We start from the raw sequence: 20,394 nt of genomic DNA on the forward strand, positions 1-20,394 counted from the left end.
GAGGTAGATAGGGCAGAGGTGGAAGTGTGGCAACACATGGAGCTGACTGTTACTAATAGGTCGAGGGCATAACCAAGCAGGTGATAGGTTGGATGATGATTTCTTTTATATGTAGTTTTCAGGGTATAACCTGATAAGTAAAATAGTGTGGCCCAGTGGCTCAGTTGGTTAGAGCGCCGCCCTGTCACGGCGGAGGTCGAGAGTTCGAGTCTCTTCTGGGTCGTATGTGGGGTCTTAGCTCAGCTGGGAGAGCATCTGCCTTACAAGCAGAGGGTCATAGGTTCGAGCCCTATAGGCCCCACTCAAAAAGAAATGGATGGATTCCCGAGTGGCCAAAGGGGGCAGACTGTAAATCTGTTGGCAACGCCTTCGAAGGTTCGAATCCTTCTCCATCCATTGATGTTGAATGGTTAGGATCTTTCTTCATCTGTTAGCCGATAAAGTTCTGGGAATCGGACAATGTCAACTATTAGTTTATGTTGTATGAAAGAAAATTAGAAATTGCCAATGTGGCGCAATTTAATGAGATTGATGGAAGTCAATCACAGGCAGAGCGCTGATTACAAATCAGTTGCTCGAAAGGAAACATGAATTGCCGATGTGGCTCAATTGGCAGAGCAGCTGATTTGTAATCAGCAGGTTATCGGTTCGAGTCCGATCATCGGCTTTATCTCGATAGAGATAGAAAATTTAATAACGCGGGGTGGAGCAGTCTGGAAGCTCGTCGGGCTCATAACCCGAAGGTCGCAGGTTCAAATCCTGCCCCCGCAACTCACACGAAGTTCTTGAAGTTGTATACGGACTTTAGTGTATATGCCCAGATAGCTCAGTTGGTAGAGCAGAGGACTGAAAATCCTCGTGTCGCTGGTTCGATTCCGGCTCTGGGCATTTTCTCTGTAAAGAGAATAAATTGAATATGGGAGTGTAGCTCAGGTGGTAGAGCACTTGACTTTTAATCAAGTTGTCCGGGGTTCGAATCCCCGCACTCTCATAAGAAGAAACAGCGTAATCCATTTGTGGCTTGCGCTTTTTTGCTATATTAATGAACTTTAAAGTATTTTGGAGAAAGAATATGAAATCGCTATATAAAAAATTAAAAGAGTACAGCGAGTCGGATTATTATGGCTTTCATATGCCGGGACATAAAAGGAATTTATGTTTTTCTCAGGTTGGATTGCCATATGAGATTGATATTACGGAAATAGAGGGATTTGACGATCTGCATCATCCGCAGGGTATATTAAAAGAATTACAAAAGCGTGCTTCTAGGATTTATCATGCACAGGAAACAGCAGTTCTGATCAACGGGAGTACAGCGGGCATACTTAGTGCCATTTTAGGAGTTACGGAAGAAGGAGATAAGATACTGATAGCGCGGAATTGCCATAAGTCAGTGTATCATGCAGTCGTTTTAAATAAATTGATTCCTATATATATATATCCGGAATTTTATCCAGATAAAGACTTAAATGGAGAGATAGATCCAGAGGCAGTTCAAAAAATGTTGCAGGAAATTCCCAATATAAGAGCAGTAGTTATTACATCCCCGACTTATGACGGAGTACTTTCAGATGTAGCTAAAATCAGCGCTGTTGTCCATCAATATAAGATTCCTTTGGTTGTGGACGAAGCACATGGGGCGCATTTTGGATTTCATCCATATTTTCCTGAAAATGCAAATCAAAAGGGGGCTGATATTGTTATACATAGCCTTCATAAAACATTGCCTTCTTTGACACAGACAGCGCTTCTGCATAAAAACGGCAGTATTGTTGATTGGCAGAGAGTATGTTATTATCTGGATATGTTACAGACAAGCAGTCCTTCCTATGTTCTGATGGCGTCTATTGATGTGTGCATTTCTAAAATAGAAGAAAAGGGAGCAGAATATTTTGAAGATTATGTAGAGTTACTAAAAGAAACAAGAAAGGAATTGCAAAAATTAAAAAAATTAAGTCTACAGCAGACAAGAGAGTATGATCTTTCTAAAATTGTTATTTCTGCAAGGGATACGGAATATACGGGAAAGGATATATATAATATTTTATTGAAGAAATATCATTTACAAATGGAAATGGCAGCAGGAAGTTATGTATTAGGAATGACCTCTGTAGCGGATACTCCAGAAGGGATGCAGCGGCTTCATAGTGCGCTTTTAGAGATAGACCCAAATATAGTGTTGAAGGAAAGCAAAAATAGCAGAAAGAAGATGACACAAAGTTATCTTCCTAAGCTTGACAGAAAATATACGAGTGCGGAATTAAGAAAAAAAATAGATATGTCAAAAAGAGATAGGAATACAGGAAATTTAAAAAGTATAGCATGGGAAATAAGTGAAGGATATGTTTCTGCGGAATATGCCTATATTTATCCTCCAGGTATCCCTTTGATTGTACCGGGTGAACAAATTTCAAAAGAAGTACAGCTTAGTTTATATAAATTTCGAGAATTAGGATTTCAGATACAAGGGCTTAAGAAAAATGGCAAAATAGAGGTGTGGATAGATGCATAAAATTTTTTATATTATGGGGAAAAGTTCTTCGGGAAAAGATTCTATATTTAAAGAGCTGCGGAAGAAATGCCCGCAATTAAAGACAATTATACTTTATACAACTCGTCCGATTCGTTCTGGAGAAAAGGATGGAGAGGATTATTATTTTGTTAATGAGGCTGTACTTGCCAGTATGAAGCAAAGAAATAAGATTATTGAACTAAGGTCATATCATACACAGTGCGGCATATGGAAGTACTTTACTGCGGATGACGGACAAATTGATTTAGGAGAAAGCAGTTATCTGGTCATTGGAACATTAGAATCTTTTAGAGACATGTGTGACTATTTTGGGGAGGAGAATTTGGTTCCGATTTATATCGAAGTAAGAGATGATCTGCGTCTTGAACGGGCATTAAAACGAGAGCGTCTGCAGAAATCTCCTAAATATGCAGAAATGTGCAGGAGATTTCTGGCAGATGAAAAAGACTTTTCTGATGAAAAGCTGAAAGAAATAGGAGTTGAGAATAGATTTCAAAATATAGAGTTTGAAAAATGCCTAAGTGAAATTGAAGCATTTATAATAAAAAGATTGTAGAGGCTTTTAAAAGACATTTTTAGGGTAAGACTGTCTTTCTCCATTTAATCTTTCTTTACTAATTTTCCAACTGCCAAGTTGGGAATAAATAAAATATAATAATTATTATGTATTACGGAAGCGCCAAACTTATTTCGGTAATAATCTATTGCTTCCTGTAGGAATATTTCTGTCACCTCCAGAAATTCTGCAGTTTCATAAGACGTATTACATCCATATTCAAAAGCATCGATTAAGCCTTGAAGCCCTATTTGTTTATCAAATGCCCATCCACGTGCTTGATGTTCTTGTTTTGCATTTTGAATATTAGACAAGTTTAGGATATTTCCGTAGGATGTATAATGATGTCCTAATTCCTCAGCGAGAATACAGGATTTCTCTGCCGTGGTATCTAATTGATCTGATAGGGCTATACTGCCGTTTATATAGAGCCCTTTTAGTTTTCCTCTAAAGGTATAATTTTCGTCTACAGAAATGCCTTCTGAAACGGCTTCATTCAAAAGTTTCTCATATTTATTCAATGTTATATCATCTCCTGTGTTTAGTATATAAAAGAACCTGTACTATAAACAGGACGGAAGAATATATTTAAAGATGAAGTTTTTATGGATTATTATATATTATAATTTTTCACGTTTGTTCCTGATAAATTCAATATAGGAAGCTACATCATCAAGTTCATCTTGCGTTAAATCGGAAGTATCAAGATGTGCAGCGATAGTTACAGGTTCTTCATCTTCCCATCCTAATAGATAAGCAGGGGAACACTGCAAGACGCGAGCAAGGGCTTCTATTTTATCAATTCCCATGTTTTGAATGTTGTTCGATTCATATCGTGAAACTGTAGATTCAGCAGTTCCTAAAGCAGCGGCAACATCCTTTAAAGTTAATCCTAGTTCCGTTCTTCTCTTTTTTATGAGTTTATTTACTTCCATAGAAACACCTCCTAAATATTATAATAACACAATATTGCGTAAAAGCAAATAAAATTGCGTAAACGAAAAAAATGTGTTGACAAGTTGGGAAATTATGGTATTATAAGATTAAGAATTGCGTAAACGCAAAAAAAGAAAGTATTTAATATTTTTTTATATAAAAACTTGCGTAAACGCAAAGTGTCGGCAGATAAGACGTAAAATAGTCGTATGATGTAAAATTTTTGAAAGGAGACGGTATGAAAAGAAAGGATTTAATGAATCTTGGTTTGGATAAAAAGACAGTTGGCCAGATTATGGCATGGAATGGCATGGATATAGAAAGAGAAAAAAGAAAACGACTAGAGTTAGAAAAGAAATTTCAGGAAACACAGAAATATGTCCAAGATATTGAAAAAGAAAATAAGACTATAAAAGAAGAAGCCATGTATAAAAAAATTCTCGAAGAAATTATCCATGCAGAGACAGGAGAAAAAAGAAAAATGTTGATAGCATTTATCTGACGATAGATTTTTATATCCGTACCCTATGAAAGGAGCTTAGATGTCAAACAAAACAATGCAAAAACCAGTGATTTCTAGTATATGTGAATATATAATGTCTTGTCCTTTTATGGAGAATGGAAAAGTAGATATTCCTTCTTTAGAAGAAGGAATGCCTTATTCCATTGATTTAGCAGATGAAGGAAAAATATATAAAAAGTATACTGATGGAACGTGTATTCGGCAGATAATTTTTAAGCTGTCATCCATTGCCTTGTATGATGCACAGCTTCGCCAAAAAATTGTAAAAGATGGATTTCCCCAGTATTTTGAGGAATGGCTGGAAGAACAGAGGGCTGAAGAGAAATATCCGACATTATCGGGATATACACCGATAGACATCCAGATTATAGAAGATGGATGGGCTTTTTCTGAAAAGGAGGAAACAGCTAGATTTCAACTAATAGGAAGATTTATTTATAAATAGGAAAGGAAGTATGAATTATGACAGAGACACAGAAATTAGTAGGAAGACATAAAAGACTAGCATTTTTAGGAATGGAAGACGATAAATATTCAAAAATGACAGCATTTACTGCTATGAGTGAAGCAAAAGAAGCAAAAGAATATAGTCGGCAGTATGTAGATGAGGCTACAGAACGGACAGATGTTGTTGGCTATGCCACGGGAATCGAGTATTCTTTTGACCGCTATTCTGACAATCCGGTACATACGAAAATTGCAGAAATTACAGATGACGAAGTTGTAGGGACAGGTGCTCTGGTAGAAATTGTTACAGCAGACATTTTTGAAGAGGATAGCCAAGGAAGATGCCCAGCGAGAAAAAGAACATACAGTGTAGTTCCTGATACAACAGGAGATGGAACAGATGCATTGATTTACAGTGGTACTTTTAAAGCTTCTTCTGAAATTGTAAAAGGATACTGTACAACGACAGATAAGTGGAATACCTGTACATTTACAGAAGGAGAAATTCCAAAAGAATAAGAGAAAGTGAGGGTGAGCCTATGAGCCTATGGAAATTTGAGGGTTTTGAGACAGAGATTGATTTTACGGATGCAGATTTTTTGGAAAAATTAGAAGCTGCACAAGGACAGCTAGATCAGGAAAGTAAGAATGTTCCTAAAGTGGGAAAAAGCAGTGATATAGTCCGTGGACAAATAGCATGTTTTGAACGTTTTTATGATAGGCTATTTGGGGAAGGAGCTGGCAGAAAGATATTAGAAGGAAAGAACAGTCTTGAACATGCCCTTCATTCTATTGAATCTCTTACTACATTTTATGAAGAAGAAGGGAAAAGAGTAGATGACCGTTTTAATAAGTATTATGTGAAAATAAAGGGAAATAAAAATTATGGTGGATACCAGAAAGGAAAGAAAGGAAGTCCCCAATATAGCAGGTGATAAAGAGTGAATGTTCTTTATGAAAGGTTTCCGCATCATGTTACAGTATGTGGCCGAAAATATCGAATTGTAACAGACTTCCGAGAATGGATAAAATTTATAGAGCTTATGGAAGATGATACAGTTATGAACCATGAAAAAATGCTGCTTCTTATGCAGTGGTATATAGATATTCCAGCAGAATATGAAGAAGCAGTACAGGCATTGGGGAAATTTCTCAGTGGAAATAGAAGTGACACATTTTTACAGAGTGACAGCAGAATAGGAAATGCAGGACAAGGACTGCAGGCATTTTCTTATACGGAAGATGCAGAATGTATCTATTGTGCATTTTTACAATGTTATGGAATTGAACTTGATACTGTAACTTATATGCATTGGTGGAAATTTAAGATATTGTTTGAAGGCCTACCGGAAAATACAGAAATAAAACAGAGAATACTGTATCGTACGATCAATCTCAATGAAGTAAAAGATAAAGAAGAAAGAAAAAGAATCCGGAAAATTAAAAAGCAGATTGCCCTGCACTCTACCGGCAGGATACCGGGAGATTATGAGATAGGAGATATGTTTTCATGAATAGGATAGTAAAAAAAAGCAGGCTTCCCGTTGAAAGAAAATGGTTTTGCTGTCCATATCCGGATTGTAGACAGAATTTAATGATTTATGATAATACCGCAAGATGCAGCGGAGTTTATATCCGCTGCAAAAAATGCGGACGAGAAGTAAAAGTAGAGATATAAGATAAAAGAATTTATAACTGTATATAAGCATATGTGAGCCATTGAGCCGTGCATATAAGAAAGGATGGTAATATGGCAAATGAAGATTTTACAGCAATTGGAATAGACACGGAAGCTTTTGAAACGGGCTTATCAATGATAGAAAATATGTTAAGCAGTACGGATATATCTTTGATGGAATTTGTAGGAACTATAAATGAGGTATCGGGAGTTTTATCGGGTGCTGCATCAGGATGGGTTGGTATGATATCAACGGTACATTCGGGATTTTCAGGTATGGTGTCCGGAGTAGATAGTTTGTTTTCCGGAATGGGGGCAAGCGCAGAGTCCGTTGTTTCGACAATGACTTCTACGGTAGGAAGTCTTTTTTCCTCCCTTGATAGTATAACAGATGGAGAAGTTGGGAAATTGACAGCAAAAATAGGAGAAGCAACAGGAGTAACGAGTGAAAAGTTTTCAGCAGTGCTGGATATAGTATCAATATTTGGACAAAATTTTCTAGGCGTATGTTCAACGATTGTTCAGGGATTTATAATGGCGCTGAATATGGGGGCAGTTTTAGGCATTGTAACAGCAGGTCTGGGATTATTATATCAGACATACGGAGAGCAGATAGACCAGATTTTACTCATGATGGTGGAGAAAGGCCCGGGAATTATAACAAATCTTTGCAATGGAATTACGGCAGCTCTTCCGTCATTGATTGAACAAGGTGCTTATTTGTTAAATCAGCTAATGGAAGTTATCACAGTAAATTTACCGTATATTATTAACGGAGGAATGCAGATTTTATATGGATTAGTAACGGGAATTGCAGCTCAGCTTCCAACATTAATACCAACCGCTTTACAGATGATTATGACGTTGGTTAGTTCGCTGGCGGGTAACCTTCCTACGATTATATCAGCAGGCATACAATTAATAGGAGGCCTAGTTATAGGGCTTATTAATGCAATTCCGAATATTTTGTCTGCAATTCCTCAAATTATTTCATCTATAAAGGATGGATTTACTTCAGTTGATTGGGGAGAAATAGGAAGTAATATTATACAAGGTATTAAGGACGGGCTTTCAAAGGCAGCTAAGTTTTTGATGGACGCAGTAAAAGATCTGGCAAGTAGTGCGGTTAACTGGGTAAAAGATAAATTAGGGATTGGTTCTCCATCAAAAGTTTTCCGAGATGAAGTAGGTAAAATGATGGCAGTCGGCCTTGGAATTGGTTTTGAGAGAAATGTACCTAGGAAACAATTAAAAAAAGGAATTGATAATATAATGGGGAATGTACAGCAGGATGTTATACAGGCATTATCTTATAACGGAAAAAATTTAGTTTCTGGAAATGGATATTCCAATGTATACTCTGCAGGAAAGCAGGTGTTTGATTTTGATGAATATGAACGTAGGCAGAGGAAATTAAACAGGGAACGGGATACCAGACCTGTATTTTTGAATGGCAGACAGGTAAACCGTGCTTTGAAGGAAGGAGGACTGGTGACATTATAATGAAAGTATATTATAAAAATCATTTTGGAGAAACCATAGATTTAAAACAGTATCCATATCATTTGTTGTCCGGCGATTTATTAGATTATGAGTGGGAAACAATTTCCTCAGGAGGACGTATCAGTGGCTTTGGGAAAGAAATCGTTGAAATAGCATTGAAATTTGAGATATTTGCTAAAAAAGAAGAGTATCATAGGGCGTTGGATCGGGTGACAGAAATATTTGAGAAGGATATTCTGACTGTGACACCGGGGAAATTATATATCAATGATCAATACATTCAATGTTATATTACAAGCTCTAAAAAGACAGAATGGGAATCAGATATTTTAGCTGTGACAGAGTTGACAGTTGTGACAGATTACCCTTATTGGATAAGAGAAGAGACTGTACATTTTGAACCAATTAGTGAAGAGGCGGACAATAATAAAGAATATCCATATAGATATCCTTATCGTTATACCAATGGGTTTTCAAATCGTACATTATACAATGACCATTATGTAGCTTCTGATTTTCGTATGATTATATTTGGGCCAGTATCTGCACCGGCAGTATTTATTAGTGAGCATTTATACCAGGTCAATATATTACTCGAGGCAGGAGAATATTTAACGATTGACAGTGCCAAAGGTACAATAACAGTTACTGAAAATGCAGGAAAGCAGAAAAACGTATTTAATAATCGTAATAAAATACAGGACATTTTTTGTAAAATACCGCAAGGGATGAATAAGGTAAAATGGAATGGAAAATTTGGTTTTGATATTATTTTACTAAAAGAAAGGAGTCAGCCTAAATGCGGATAACAGACATGATTATATCGGACGAAAGTGGGCGCGAAAAAGGCTTTTTGGATGCATCGGCCGAATTAGATTTGGAAATAGGAAATGAGAATGACTTTGAGTTGACACTTTCTTTAACGGACTATGAAAAGTTGGGATATAAGTTTTATGACAGAATTTATATACCTGAGACAGAATATGGCGGAATTATATTATATAGAAAAACGTCTACTTTAGAAGACACGGTATTTTTACAAGGTGATACATGGAGGGGATTACTTGCGGTAAAATATATTATACCGCCGGATACCAAAGACGCTTTAACTGTATCTGGAGAGGCAAATACCATAATAGCACAGATAATTAGTGGGAAATTTGGTGACTGTTTTATTGCATCTATTTCTGACAGTGGTATTAATATAAAGGAATATACATTTGAACCGTGTGTTTCTGTCTTGGATGGACTGACACGTATGCTGGAAACATATGGTGCAAAATTGGAGATTACTTATAAAAGCTATGATATATCTGGTAATGTTATATTAAGAGCTGTAAAGATTGTAGATTATTCGGAGGAGATTGAATATAGCAATGATAATAAAGTACATTTTACAACACAAGAAGATCACAAAGGGTATAATCATCTAATTGTTCTTGGAGATGAGGAAGCGGCAATAAGACCGATGGTTCATCTATATGCAGATGAAAATGGAAATATTGGACAGGTACAGAAGATGACAGGTATGAAAGAACGTACGTCAGTTTATGAAATGACAAATGAAACAGATAAAAATAAAATGATGGAGGAAGGAAAATCAAAATTAGAAGAAATGTTAGACAGTACAACATTAGAAATAACTGTACAAGATATAGAAGTAGGGGTTGGAGATATTGTAGGAGGTCGTGAGAGAATAACCGGTCTTTACATGAAACAGCCGATAAGTGAGAAAATTTTGAAACTAAGTAATAATGAATATTCAATAGAGTATAAGGTTGGTGAATAATATGAGTTTAAAAGGAATTACAATCGAGACTGCGCCAGAAAAAGAGGCGCATATTAATGCATCAGATGATAGAGCTATTTGGGAAGCTGTTATAGGGATGGATGGTGTGATTGATGTAGGGGAGAAGTTAAGAGGTGAATTGATTACGAACAATCAATTTAGAATTTATGATGGTGCTTTAGCAGTGGGAGGAGCGATAGGCCGTATTCCATTTGGTGAATATGAAGATGTCGTCATAGAGAATGGTACACAGAATCAATATAGAAATGATTTCGTAGTTGCACAAATAGAGGCGAATACGTCGGTAGAAGAAATGAAAATTGTATATATTAAGGGAGTGCCAGGAGAGACAGCAGAAGATCCAGAATATATCTCTGGAAATATATATAAGAATGAGACATGTAGACAGTATCCATTATATCGTATAAAACTGAATGGATTAAATGTAGAGAGTGTTGAGCCGTTATTTAATGTGATTGTAGGAATTAAAAAAATAAAAGAAGAGTTAGAGCAGTTAAATGCTAATTACATTGTCGAAGAAGGCGAAAATGACAACGGTCATTATCGAAAGTGGAATAACGGTACGCTGGAAATGTGGGGAGCTTATCTTGGTACATTTTCAATTCCGTCAGGAAACGTGGTAAATGGTATTTATTACTCTGCTGACAAAGCAATACCATTCCCTGTTGAATCAAAAACAACTGCACGTGTTGTAGCTACTGTTTTTTCAAATGGACTTCAATGGCTAAAAACCTCGACAGGCAGCACGAATAAAACAGGTTTTGCAGTGGTCGTAATTCAGCCTACAGGTGCAAATCCTACATTACGAATACACTGGTGCGCGACTGGAACATGGAAATAATTATTTCCATCTACCAATACATAACACATTACTGGCACTCCTGCTGGCGGGACTTTTCCATCTAAGTCCCTTGTATAGATGTGCATTTTCTACCACGGTCATAAACTTGCACGGAATGTGTAAAACCTGCTGTATAGCCGCTATTAAGAATATAGGCTGCGGTAACTTGCGTTCGTATATCCATTTTGCTTATATCAAAGCCGACAGGAAAGGAAATTTCTCTTGTAACTCCTGTGCTATCGGTTGTAGATGTGCTCTATACTTCTATGTATCCATTATTCCATTTGCAATAGTACCAATTGTTGTTTTTATCCCATTCATCAATCAAATTAGCATTTAATTGATGATATAACAGTAATTATACATTTATAAATACTAATAGGAATTGTTTTCACTTGCAAAAAATTCGTATATTTTCAGTAATATTTTATTGGCATATAACTCTGAAGCAAAATAGAGATTTTTTTGTGGAGCGACATAGATAAGCTAGAAAGGAGGAGTGTATGAAAGAAATAAAAATAATATTTATTTCTTTTTGGGGGATGTTATCGAGTGCACTAGGTATACTATTTGTTCCTACGGTACTACTTATATTTTGTAATATTCTTGATTATATTACAGGACTGATGGCAACGCCAAAAAGGAATGAAAAAATAAACTCTTATAAAAGCATAAAAGGGATTATTAGAAAAGTTACTATGTGGCTGTTAATTGCAGTTGGAGTTATAATAGACCAGGTAATTATATATTCAGCTTCAACATTAGGAATTTCATTTACTTTTCTAATTTCTTCCTTAGTGGCAGTATGGCTAGTCTGCAATGAATTAATCAGCATTTTAGAGAATATTGTAGATATTGGTATTCCACTTCCTGGATTCCTTGAAAAAGTGATATATTATATAAAAGGTCAGGTGGAAAATAAGCCACAGATAGATTCTCAGAAAAAGAAAGAGTAAAAGATAATAATTTGGGATTTAAAATACCTGCTGTCAGAGTTTAGGACTATATCTTCATATGAAAATATGGTATACTTATCAAGAAGTTTACATTTTTGTAAGAAAATTGTTGTAAAATAGAGTGTATAAAAGAAAAGCTATATACGAAATGATTTTATATGAAAGAAACAGCAGGTGATAAAATGAGTGGTTTTAAAGACGTAGTAGGTCACAAAAATATTATTAAATATATTGGAAATGCAGTAAAGGCAGATGCTGTTTCCCATGCATATATTTTAAATGGGGAAAGAGGAGCAGGTAAAAAAATGCTGGCAAACTTATTTGCTATGAGCTTACAGTGCCAGGAGCGTGATGAAGATGGAGATGCATGTGGGAAATGCCAGTCATGCAGACAAGCGCTTAGTGGAAATCAGCCGGATATTATTCGGGTAACGCATGAAAAGCCTAATACGATAAGTGTGGACGACATTCGGGAGCAGGTAAACAATGACATTGTGATTAAGCCATATAGCAGTAAATACAAAATTTATATTATTCCAGATGCGGACTTAATGAGTGTACAGGCACAGAATGCTCTTTTAAAGACAATTGAGGAACCGCCCCAGTATGCAGTAATTATGCTTCTTACAGAAAATGCAGAAATATTACTGCCGACAATCCGGTCCAGGTGTGTAATGATGAAGCTAAGAAACATCAAAGATCAGCTTGTCAAAAAGTACCTGATGGAACAGATGGAAATACCAGACTATAAAGCAGACGTATGTGTAGCATTTGCCCAGGGAAATATGGGAAAGGCGATCATGCTTGCTACATCAGAGTACTTTAATGAAATCAAAGAAGAAGCAGTGCATTTGCTGCGTGGTATAAATGAGATGAATGTCAGTGAACTGATGGAAGCTGTGAAGAAATGCATGACGTATAAATTAGAAATAAATGATTATCTGGATGTGATTGCAATCTGGTACAGAGATGTACTTATCTATAAGGCAACGAAGAATGTGGACAGGGTTGTGTTTTCAGATCAGCTTAAGTTCATCAAAGAACGTGCAAGCAAAAGTTCCTATGAGGGAATCGAAAACATTTTGGATGCATTGGAAAAAGCAAAAGCAAGAATGAAGGCGAATGTGAATTTTGAATTGACGATGGAGCTACTTTTATTGACGATAAAGGAGAACTAGGAAGAATGACAAAAGTAATTGGCGTAAGATTCAGGCCCGCTGGCAAAATTTATTTTTTTGCACCGGGGAAACTGACGATCCAACAGGGAGATCACGTGATTGTGGAGACAGCGCGAGGCGTAGAGTACGGCAGAGTGGTCAGCGGACCTAAGGAAGTAAAGGATGAAGAAGTAGTTCAGCCGCTGAAGCCTGTTATTCGGATTGCAACGGAACAGGATGAAAAGACAGTAAGCAAGAACAAAGAAAAAGAAAAAGAAGCATTCCAAATTTGCCTGGAAAAGATACGGAAGCATGGCCTCGAAATGAAGCTGATAGATGCAGAATATACGTTTGATAACAATAAAGTTTTGTTTTACTTTACGGCAGACGGGAGAATTGACTTTCGGGAACTGGTAAAGGATTTGGCGGCAGTTTTCAGAACGAGAATCGAATTGCGGCAGATTGGCGTGAGGGATGAAACGAAGATCCGTGGAGGGATTGGCATATGCGGACGTCCTCTGTGTTGCAGCACCTATTTGTCAGAGTTTGCCGCAGTCTCTATTAAAATGGCGAAAGAACAGAATCTGTCCTTGAATCCAACTAAAATATCTGGAGTGTGTGGCAGGCTGATGTGCTGTCTGACAAATGAAGAAGAAACTTATGAGGAACTCAACAGCCAGCTGCCATCTGTTGGAGACAATGTAACTACAATGGACGGACTGACAGGTACAGTACATTCTTTAAGTGTTTTACGCAAACAAGTTAAAGTAATTGTCAATTTAGAAAACGATGAGAAGGAAATTCGGGAATATAAGGCAGAGGAATTAAAATTTAAACCTAGAAGAAAAAAATCCAAGATTTCGAAAGAAGAGATGAAAAAACTCGCGGAATTGGAAAAGAATGAAGGAGCGTCTAAATTAGATGACAAATAATTTGCTGCCGGGAGAGAGGCTGGACGACTTGCAGTTAAACGGACTGGAGTTGATACAGAATCCGGAGAGGTTTTGTTTTGGGGTAGATGCAGTGCTTCTTTCAGACTTTGTAAAAGTAAAAGAGGATGAAACTGTATTAGATATGGGAACAGGAACGGGAATTATTCCGATTTTGCTGTCGGCAAAGACGAAGGGAAAGTGCTTTACCGGATTGGAAATACAAGAGGAGAGTGCACAGATGGCACGCCGCAGTGTGGAGCATAACCATCTGGAAAATAAAATTAAAATTGTGACAGGAGATATCAAAGAGGCAGCACAAATTTTTAAGCCTGCCTTTTTTGATGTGATTACAGTAAATCCACCTTATATGGTTTATCAGCATGGTTTACAAAATCCGAAGGATGCTATAGCAATTGCGCGGCATGAAGTATTGTGCACATTGGACGATATTTTGCGGGAGAGCATGAAGCTGATGCAGGATAAAGGCAGATTTTATATGATACACCGGCCGTTCAGACTGACAGAAATTATGGTGAAAATGAATCAGTACAAAATAGAGCCGAAAAGAATTCAATTTGTACATCCATATATTCATAAAGAACCTACAATGGTTTTGATAGAGGGAGTCAGAGGAGCAAAATCAAGAGTCAGGATAGAGCCCCCAATTGTGATGTATCAATAGGAAAAAACATACAGGAGTAGTTCTATGTCAGGGACATTATTTTTATGTGCAACGCCCATTGGAAATCTGGAGGACATTACATTTCGTGTAATCCGAACTTTGAAAGAAGCAGATTTGATTGCGGCGGAAGATACGCGAAACAGTATAAAATTATTAAATCATTTTGAAATACAGACACCAATGACCAGCTACCATGAGTATAATAAATATGAAAAGGGGCGGAAACTGGTTGAGAAGCTTCAAGAGGGAAAAAATATCGCACTGATTACAGATGCGGGCACTCCGGGTATCTCTGATCCGGGAGAAGAATTGGTACGTATGTGCTATGAAGCAGGAATTACAGTAACCTCACTGCCCGGTGCCGCGGCCTGTATTACAGCACTGACGGTTTCAGGACTTTCTACGCGCAGATTTGCGTTTGAGGCGTTTCTGCCGCCGGATAAGAAAGAGAGGGAACGCATACTGGAAGAGCTCTCAGAGGAAACAAGAACGATTATTTTGTACGAAGCGCCGCACAGACTGTGCAAGACATTGGCATTATTAAAGGAAACATTGGGAAACAGAAAAATTACTATATGTCGGGAGCTGACAAAAAAGTATGAAGCTGTATTGCGATCTACTTTAGAGGAGGCAGTTATATTTTATACAGAGCATGAACCAAAGGGAGAATGTGTTCTGGTGATAGAGGGAAAAAGTGCAGAGGAATTAAAGCAGGAAGCTCGCGAAAAATGGGAAGAGATGGGAATAGAGGAACATATGCAGATCTATTTGTCAATGGGGAAAGACAAAAAAGAGGCAATGAAATGTGTGGCAAAAGACAGAGGAGTATCAAAAAGAGAAATATATAAAGCTTTGCTATAAAAATAAAAACGTTCTTATTAGAAAAGACAGTGCTGTTTTCGCGCTGTCTTTTTTGTTAATACTGCTTATTTAAGAAGTCAAATTTTTACCTTTAGGCTGTATTTCTGTGATACAGCCATCCTTCATAAAAACGATTTTTTCTTTTAAGTCAACTGCTTCCTGGAAATCATTCGTTACATACAGGACTGTAATACCGAGCATTTCATTAATTTTTTTAATATCGGCAATCATTTCTGCACGCCGTCTTTCATTCTGACGTGCGAAATCTTCGTCAACAAGAAGAACTTTAGGGTGGCAGACAATTGCTCTGCTGAGCGCTACTTTCTGCTTGTCTGATTCAGAGACTGCCTTTAGTTTCTTATTCAGTATATGAGAAATGCCAAAAAAAGAAGCTGCGGTTTTTACACGGGAATCTACAACGCTGCGGGGAAAGTTCCGCAGTCTCAACCCTAAGGCTATATTATCGTATACGTTTAGATGGCGGTAAAGTACATAATTTTGAAATGCCATAGCCAATTTTCTGTCTCGGGGCAGAATATCGTTGAGAAAGTCTTTACCCAGATAAATTTCTCCTGAGGTAATATCTTCTAAACCACCAATCATCCGCAGAATAGTTGATTTTCCACATCCGCTGGGGCCATGAAATATAACAAATTCCCCATCGTCAATATGGAGAGATACATCTTTTACAGAGACAAATCCGTTGGGATATATTTTTTTTAAGTGTGCAAATGTTACACTAGCCATGAGTACACCCCCTTTATAGTATAAGCATTTCTTTACATAATTTTAGCACAACCTTTTTAACAATACAATCCTGAGGCGGGAGGGTCAGAGCATCTTGTCGGCCAGTATTACACTTGCGACTAAACCGGCAAATGTAGCAATCATGGCGCCTGTAAGAGTATAGCGGGACTTTTTTATGTGCGCGGTCATAAAGTAGACACTCATTGTATAAAAGATGGTTTCTGTACAGCACATAGAAATGGAAGCAATCAATCCTAATCTAGAATCAGTACCATATTCCTTGAAGCTGTCCAGGAGAAGTCCGGTAGCGGCGGAGGAAGAAAACATTTTAACAATTGTCAAAGGAACAAGCTCGCCGGGAAATCCGATATAAGAGGTAAATTGTCCCAATAAATGACCGAGAAAATCAAGAAATCCAGAGGCACGTAAGATTCCTACGGCCGCCATAAGTCCAATTAATGTCGGCATAAGACGGATAACTGTTAAAAATCCGCTTTTGGCTCCTTTTATAAAACAGTCGTAGACATGGACTTTAGAGAGCAGTCCATAGATAACGACTGCGAGAACGATAAATGGAACAATAAAGTCCGCGATATAAAGAAAAAGCTGCATACAAAATTCTCCTAATAGTTTGTGCGCTTTTTTCATTTATATGTCTTTTAGAAAGCTGCAATTCCAGTTATTTAAGAATATCAGTAAGAAAAATTTCATAAGATATTACAAATATATCAGGGGAGTTTCTATGGCACTTCTATTTTCCCGAAATATAAAATCCGAAAAAAAAAGAGTAATTTTTGACAAAAAAAGATTTGGGGGAGCGCTGGCCGCCTGTATTTTGGTATTTTCACTTACAATATCTGGCTGTCAGCACAATCAGTCCCAAGATGCAGACAGTGCGTTTCTTACATACACAAAAATGATATTTGCACAGGAAGTGGCATCAAATACAGTGAGTCTTCATTATACATTAAAAAATCCAGAGGATTATGGGATTGAAAATGTGCCGGTTACATTTGGAACATTTGTTGCGGACGAAGAAGCTGTTCATGTGTCCATAGAAAATATGCGAAAATCTCTCTCCGCATTTTCTTATGACGATCTTTCTGTACAAAATCAGTTGACATATGATGTTATAGAATATTATTTAGAAATGCTGGAGACAGATATTGAATATCTTTTATATGAGGAACCATTAGGGCTGGTAAGCGGGATTCAGACACAGCTTCCAGTATTATTGTCAGAATACCAGTTCTACAATGAAAATGATGTAAAAATCTATTTAGACCTAATGCAGACAACTCCGGAGTATTTTGATAGTCTGATTGCATTTGAGAAGAAAAAATCAGAAGAAGGATTATTCATGGCGGACTACGCGGTGGATACAGTAATAGAGCAGTGTAATGCTTTTTTAGACATGGGAGACAGCAATTATTTGATTTCTACATTTGTAGATAGAATAAATGGATTAGACGAGTTGACTGAGAAAGAAAAAAGTGACTATATACAAAAAAATGCATTCGCATTACAGAACTATATATACCCTTCATACAGCAAGCTTGTATCTGAAATTCAAAAATTAAAAGAAACAGGAAAGAATGAAAAGGGACTTTGTTATCTTCCGGAAGGCAAAAAGTATTATGAGCAGGTTGTAAAGGAGTCCACGGGTTCTGATAAAAGTATTCCTGAGTTGGAAGATATGACCAGAAGGCAGATTATAACCGACTTAGAAGCAATGGAATCTGTACTCGGAATTACTGCACAGGAGGCACAGGAAACATTTTCTATGACAGAGACGGAGCCGGAAGCAATTTTAAATAATTTGAAAATGGAAATCACTGATACATTTCCGGCGGAACCAGAAACAGAGCTGCAGGTCAAATACGTACCAGAAGCGCTGGAAGAGCACTTAAGTCCGGCATTCTATATGATTCCGGCAATAGACAATACAGAAGAGAATGTTATCTATGTCAACCAGGCACATATGAGCAACAGCCTGACACTGTTTACCACGCTGGCACATGAAGGATATCCGGGCCATTTATATCAGACTGTATATTACGCAGGAACAGATCCGGATCCGTTAAGGAATATTTTCAGCTTCGGCGGATATGTAGAAGGCTGGGCGACATATGCAGAGATGTGCAGCTATTATCTGGCTCCGATGACAAAAGAACAGGCTACACTGCTGCAGAAAAACAGCTCGATCATTCTGGGACTGTATGCACTTGCAGATATGGGAATCCATTATGAAGGATGGGATCGAATGGATACAGTGGCATTTTTTACGAATTATGGTATTAAAGATACAGAAACAATAGAAACAATTTATGAATTGATCATAGGTTCACCCGGCAACTACCTGAAATATTATATAGGATATGTTGAATTCTTAAATCTGAAAAAAGAGTGGGTAAAGGAAAAAGGAGAAGAATTTTCAAATAAGGAGTTTCACGAGGCAGTTCTTTCGGTAGGACCGGCGCCGTTTGAAGTTGTGGAAGAATATATGTGGAAGGATCTGAAGGGGGAATAAAGGATGCTCAACTACCTGTGGGCGGGAATGATTCTTGCCGGAATTATCTTTGGAGCTTTTAACGGTAAGATGCCAGATATTACAAATGCCGCGCTGGATTCTTCAAAAGAAGCTGTGACACTTTGCATTACTATGATAGGGGTGATGTCTTTCTGGACAGGAATTATGGAAATCGCATCAGAAGCAGGAATTATCACTCTGGCATCTAAAAAAATGCGTCCTCTGATCCATTTTCTATTTCCGAATATTCCACAGGAGCACAGGGCAAATGAACATATTACTACAAACTTTATCGCTAATTTTCTTGGGCTTGGCTGGGCGGCAACGCCTGCCGGACTAAGGGCAATGGAAGAACTGGAAAAGCTGGAGGAGGAAAGACGAAAAGGGAGGGCTCCGGGACAGATAAGAAAAAAAGGCGTCGCCAGCAATGAGATGTGTACGTTTTTGATTTTGAATATCTCTTCCCTACAGTTGATCTCTGTCAATGTAATCGCTTATCGCAGCCAGTACGGAAGTGTGAATCCGGCAGCAGTGGTGGGAGCTGGAATTATAGCGACGGCAGTCAGTACTGTGGCGGCGGCCGTGTTTTGTAAATGGATGGACAGGAAGAATAAGTATTGACTTAGAATAGGTAAGGTGATATATTTATCACATATAGAAATTAGAAAAGTAAAGCAGAAATGAGGAGAAAAAGTGTCTGCGTTTTATACACGAATGAAAGCGTACAGAGAAAAGCTGCATTTAAGCCAGCATGATTTGGCGGATAAAGTAGGAGTAAGGCGGGAAACGATTGTACGTCTGGAAAAGGGACAATATAATCCATCTTTAAAACTGGCGGTAGATATTGCCAGAGTATTTGATACGCCGGTGGAGGACGTTTTTGTGTTCCAGAAGGACAGTGGTGAAGAGCTGAAAGGAGAGCATTTATGACAACAAAAGAAAAAAATAGAGATATGATAAGAGAGGAAGCCTATGCGTATCATGCAGAGTCAGAAGAAAAAAAGCAGGGTATGTATACGGTGGAGGACTATTATGCATTGCCCGAGGATACAAGAGCAGAACTGATAGACGGGTGTTTTTATGATATGGCGTCCCCTACCTCTTTCCATCAGTTGATTGCAGGAGAAATATACCGGCAGATTGCCAACTACATTTTTGAACAAGGGGGTCCATGCACGCCGTTTATAGCACCAGCAGATGTACAGCTTGACAATGACGACAGGACTATGCTGGTGCCGGATGTGTTTATTGTCTGCAATCCAGAACAGATTGTAAGACGAAACATCAAAGGTGCTCCGGACTTTATACTGGAAGTAATATCTCCGGGAACGAGTAAAAGAGACTATATAATAAAGCTTCAGAAATATGAGAATGCAGGGGTCAGGGAATACTGGATTGTAGATCCTTATCAAAAGCGAGTACTGGTGTATTTCTTTGAGAATGAAATGAGCCCTGCTATTTACCCGATTGATGCTGACATTCCAGTAAATATTATAGAGGGCAAGCTGACCATAAAGATGGCATATGCCGCGAAGTGGCTGGATTAGGAAAGGAAAAGAGGAAAATAACAGAAGAGACAGAGAAAAGAAAACAGAGGAGTGTCTGACGAAGGACGCTCCTCTGTTTTCTTTTCTTTCTCATTGTATGGCAGATATGGTATAATATGAGCACCTAGCGAGGTTTTTTACAAGCTTAGTGCGAG

General features: G+C 37.7%; 25 protein-coding genes and 7 tRNA genes. 28 read left to right on the forward strand and 4 right to left on the reverse strand.

What is annotated here, in order from left to right; all coding sequences use genetic code 11:
- Nucleotides 1-149 precede the first annotated feature (149 nt).
- The 9 genes from H8S37_RS12950 (at nucleotide 150) to H8S37_RS12990 (ending at nucleotide 3,089) form a co-directional block, all read left to right on the forward strand.
- Nucleotides 150-223: transfer RNA gene (locus tag H8S37_RS12950), tRNA-Asp, on the forward strand.
- A 5-nt stretch (nucleotides 224-228) separates the two neighbouring features.
- Nucleotides 229-301 (forward strand) — tRNA-Val (locus H8S37_RS12955).
- Between the two features lie 13 nt (nucleotides 302-314).
- A tRNA-Tyr gene (locus tag H8S37_RS12960) sits at nucleotides 315-396 on the forward strand.
- 198 nt (nucleotides 397-594) lie between these two features.
- Nucleotides 595-667 (forward strand) — tRNA-Thr (locus tag H8S37_RS12965).
- Between the two features lie 30 nt (nucleotides 668-697).
- Nucleotides 698-771, forward strand: a tRNA-Met gene (locus tag H8S37_RS12970).
- A gap of 44 nt (nucleotides 772-815) precedes the next feature.
- A tRNA-Phe gene (locus H8S37_RS12975) sits at nucleotides 816-888 on the forward strand.
- A gap of 30 nt (nucleotides 889-918) precedes the next feature.
- Nucleotides 919-991 (forward strand) — tRNA-Lys (locus H8S37_RS12980).
- Between the two features lie 81 nt (nucleotides 992-1,072).
- Nucleotides 1,073-2,512 (forward strand): aminotransferase class I/II-fold pyridoxal phosphate-dependent enzyme, encoded by a 1,440-nt coding sequence (locus H8S37_RS12985; protein ID WP_186876495.1) that lies wholly within the window; start codon nucleotides 1,073-1,075, stop codon nucleotides 2,510-2,512.
- Nucleotides 2,505-3,089: a nucleoside/nucleotide kinase family protein gene (locus H8S37_RS12990; protein ID WP_186876496.1), complete on the forward strand. Its 585-nt coding sequence runs from the start codon at nucleotides 2,505-2,507 to the stop codon at nucleotides 3,087-3,089. Before H8S37_RS12985 ends, H8S37_RS12990 begins: the two co-directional genes overlap by 8 nt.
- Nucleotides 3,090-3,133: 44 nt before the next feature.
- Here H8S37_RS12990 and H8S37_RS12995 read toward each other — a convergent pair whose 3' ends face one another.
- Together H8S37_RS12995 and H8S37_RS13000 are read right to left on the reverse strand one after the other, a co-directional pair.
- Nucleotides 3,134-3,610 carry an ImmA/IrrE family metallo-endopeptidase gene (locus tag H8S37_RS12995; protein WP_186876497.1) on the reverse strand — a complete coding sequence of 159 codons (477 nt, stop codon included), beginning with the start codon at nucleotides 3,608-3,610 and terminating at the stop codon, nucleotides 3,134-3,136.
- A 99-nt stretch (nucleotides 3,611-3,709) separates the two neighbouring features.
- On the reverse strand, nucleotides 3,710-4,024 hold the full coding sequence (locus H8S37_RS13000) for a helix-turn-helix domain-containing protein (RefSeq protein WP_186876498.1): 315 nt from the start codon (nucleotides 4,022-4,024) through the stop codon (nucleotides 3,710-3,712).
- A gap of 239 nt (nucleotides 4,025-4,263) precedes the next feature.
- On the opposite strand from H8S37_RS13000, the gene H8S37_RS13005 reads away from it, so the two are divergent.
- The 15 genes from H8S37_RS13005 (at nucleotide 4,264) to rsmI (ending at nucleotide 15,415) form a co-directional block, all read left to right on the forward strand.
- Nucleotides 4,264-4,527, forward strand: a complete 264-nt coding sequence (locus H8S37_RS13005) for a hypothetical protein (RefSeq protein ID WP_186876499.1) — start codon at nucleotides 4,264-4,266, stop codon at nucleotides 4,525-4,527.
- Nucleotides 4,528-4,567: 40 nt separating this feature from the next.
- On the forward strand, nucleotides 4,568-4,993 hold the full coding sequence (locus H8S37_RS13010) for a hypothetical protein (protein ID WP_186876500.1): 426 nt from the start codon (nucleotides 4,568-4,570) through the stop codon (nucleotides 4,991-4,993).
- Nucleotides 4,994-5,010: 17 nt separating this feature from the next.
- Entirely contained in the window at nucleotides 5,011-5,514 is a 504-nt protein-coding gene (locus H8S37_RS13015; RefSeq protein WP_186876501.1) for a hypothetical protein, read from the forward strand.
- A 20-nt stretch (nucleotides 5,515-5,534) separates the two neighbouring features.
- On the forward strand, nucleotides 5,535-5,930 hold the full coding sequence (locus H8S37_RS13020) for a DUF6673 family protein (protein ID WP_186876502.1): 396 nt from the start codon (nucleotides 5,535-5,537) through the stop codon (nucleotides 5,928-5,930).
- Nucleotides 5,931-5,936: 6 nt separating this feature from the next.
- On the forward strand, nucleotides 5,937-6,509 hold the full coding sequence (locus H8S37_RS13025) for a bacteriophage Gp15 family protein (RefSeq protein WP_186876503.1): 573 nt from the start codon (nucleotides 5,937-5,939) through the stop codon (nucleotides 6,507-6,509).
- Complete coding sequence (locus tag H8S37_RS13030; RefSeq protein ID WP_186876504.1) at nucleotides 6,506-6,673, forward strand: hypothetical protein; 168 nt, start codon at nucleotides 6,506-6,508, stop codon at nucleotides 6,671-6,673. Before H8S37_RS13025 ends, H8S37_RS13030 begins: the two co-directional genes overlap by 4 nt.
- A gap of 72 nt (nucleotides 6,674-6,745) precedes the next feature.
- Nucleotides 6,746-8,176, forward strand: coding sequence for a phage tail protein (locus H8S37_RS13035; RefSeq protein ID WP_186876505.1), 1,431 nt, complete (start codon nucleotides 6,746-6,748; stop codon nucleotides 8,174-8,176).
- Nucleotides 8,176-8,985, forward strand: coding sequence for a hypothetical protein (locus tag H8S37_RS13040; protein WP_207723963.1), 810 nt, complete (start codon nucleotides 8,176-8,178; stop codon nucleotides 8,983-8,985). The genes H8S37_RS13035 and H8S37_RS13040 overlap by 1 nt, the downstream gene beginning before the upstream one ends.
- On the forward strand, nucleotides 8,976-9,965 hold the full coding sequence (locus H8S37_RS13045; RefSeq protein WP_186876506.1) for a Gp37-like protein: 990 nt from the start codon (nucleotides 8,976-8,978) through the stop codon (nucleotides 9,963-9,965). The genes H8S37_RS13040 and H8S37_RS13045 overlap by 10 nt, the downstream gene beginning before the upstream one ends.
- Before the next feature lies 1 nt (nucleotide 9,966).
- The gene (locus H8S37_RS13050; protein ID WP_186876507.1) at nucleotides 9,967-10,827 is read left to right on the forward strand and encodes a hypothetical protein; all 861 of its coding nucleotides are present in this window, start codon (nucleotides 9,967-9,969) and stop codon (nucleotides 10,825-10,827) included.
- Nucleotides 10,828-11,330: 503 nt separating this feature from the next.
- Entirely contained in the window at nucleotides 11,331-11,783 is a 453-nt protein-coding gene (locus tag H8S37_RS13055; RefSeq protein WP_186876508.1) for a phage holin family protein, read from the forward strand.
- A gap of 182 nt (nucleotides 11,784-11,965) precedes the next feature.
- The gene (gene holB / locus H8S37_RS13060; RefSeq protein ID WP_186876509.1) at nucleotides 11,966-12,961 is read left to right on the forward strand and encodes a DNA polymerase III subunit delta'; all 996 of its coding nucleotides are present in this window, start codon (nucleotides 11,966-11,968) and stop codon (nucleotides 12,959-12,961) included.
- Nucleotides 12,962-12,966: 5 nt separating this feature from the next.
- Nucleotides 12,967-13,872 carry a PSP1 domain-containing protein gene (locus H8S37_RS13065; protein WP_186876510.1) on the forward strand — a complete coding sequence of 302 codons (906 nt, stop codon included), beginning with the start codon at nucleotides 12,967-12,969 and terminating at the stop codon, nucleotides 13,870-13,872.
- Complete coding sequence (locus H8S37_RS13070) at nucleotides 13,862-14,554, forward strand: tRNA1(Val) (adenine(37)-N6)-methyltransferase (protein WP_186876511.1); 693 nt, start codon at nucleotides 13,862-13,864, stop codon at nucleotides 14,552-14,554. Before H8S37_RS13065 ends, H8S37_RS13070 begins: the two co-directional genes overlap by 11 nt.
- Before the next feature lie 24 nt (nucleotides 14,555-14,578).
- The gene (gene rsmI, locus H8S37_RS13075) at nucleotides 14,579-15,415 is read left to right on the forward strand and encodes a 16S rRNA (cytidine(1402)-2'-O)-methyltransferase (protein WP_186876512.1); all 837 of its coding nucleotides are present in this window, start codon (nucleotides 14,579-14,581) and stop codon (nucleotides 15,413-15,415) included.
- A 69-nt stretch (nucleotides 15,416-15,484) separates the two neighbouring features.
- Here rsmI and H8S37_RS13080 read toward each other — a convergent pair whose 3' ends face one another.
- Together H8S37_RS13080 and H8S37_RS13085 are read right to left on the reverse strand one after the other, a co-directional pair.
- Nucleotides 15,485-16,162: an ABC transporter ATP-binding protein gene (locus H8S37_RS13080; RefSeq protein ID WP_186876513.1), complete on the reverse strand. Its 678-nt coding sequence runs from the start codon at nucleotides 16,160-16,162 to the stop codon at nucleotides 15,485-15,487.
- An 84-nt stretch (nucleotides 16,163-16,246) separates the two neighbouring features.
- A complete protein-coding gene (locus tag H8S37_RS13085) occupies nucleotides 16,247-16,774 on the reverse strand; it encodes a spore maturation protein (RefSeq protein ID WP_186876514.1) in 528 nt (175 codons plus the stop codon).
- 130 nt (nucleotides 16,775-16,904) lie between these two features.
- On the opposite strand from H8S37_RS13085, the gene H8S37_RS13090 reads away from it, so the two are divergent.
- The 4 genes from H8S37_RS13090 to H8S37_RS13105 all read left to right on the forward strand — a co-directional run bounded on the left by H8S37_RS13090 (nucleotide 16,905) and on the right by H8S37_RS13105 (nucleotide 20,239).
- Nucleotides 16,905-18,692: a DUF885 domain-containing protein gene (locus H8S37_RS13090; RefSeq protein ID WP_186876515.1), complete on the forward strand. Its 1,788-nt coding sequence runs from the start codon at nucleotides 16,905-16,907 to the stop codon at nucleotides 18,690-18,692.
- A 3-nt stretch (nucleotides 18,693-18,695) separates the two neighbouring features.
- Nucleotides 18,696-19,313: a nucleoside recognition protein gene (locus H8S37_RS13095; RefSeq protein ID WP_186876516.1), complete on the forward strand. Its 618-nt coding sequence runs from the start codon at nucleotides 18,696-18,698 to the stop codon at nucleotides 19,311-19,313.
- Between the two features lie 72 nt (nucleotides 19,314-19,385).
- Entirely contained in the window at nucleotides 19,386-19,622 is a 237-nt protein-coding gene (locus tag H8S37_RS13100) for a helix-turn-helix transcriptional regulator (RefSeq protein ID WP_456299334.1), read from the forward strand.
- Nucleotides 19,619-20,239, forward strand: coding sequence for a Uma2 family endonuclease (locus H8S37_RS13105; RefSeq protein ID WP_186876517.1), 621 nt, complete (start codon nucleotides 19,619-19,621; stop codon nucleotides 20,237-20,239). Before H8S37_RS13100 ends, H8S37_RS13105 begins: the two co-directional genes overlap by 4 nt.
- The last annotated feature ends 155 nt before the right edge of the window (nucleotides 20,240-20,394 follow it).

The sequence above is a fragment of the Mediterraneibacter hominis genome (assembly GCF_014287475.1).
GTDB classification, from domain to species: Bacteria; Bacillota; Clostridia; order Lachnospirales; family Lachnospiraceae; genus Mediterraneibacter; species Mediterraneibacter hominis.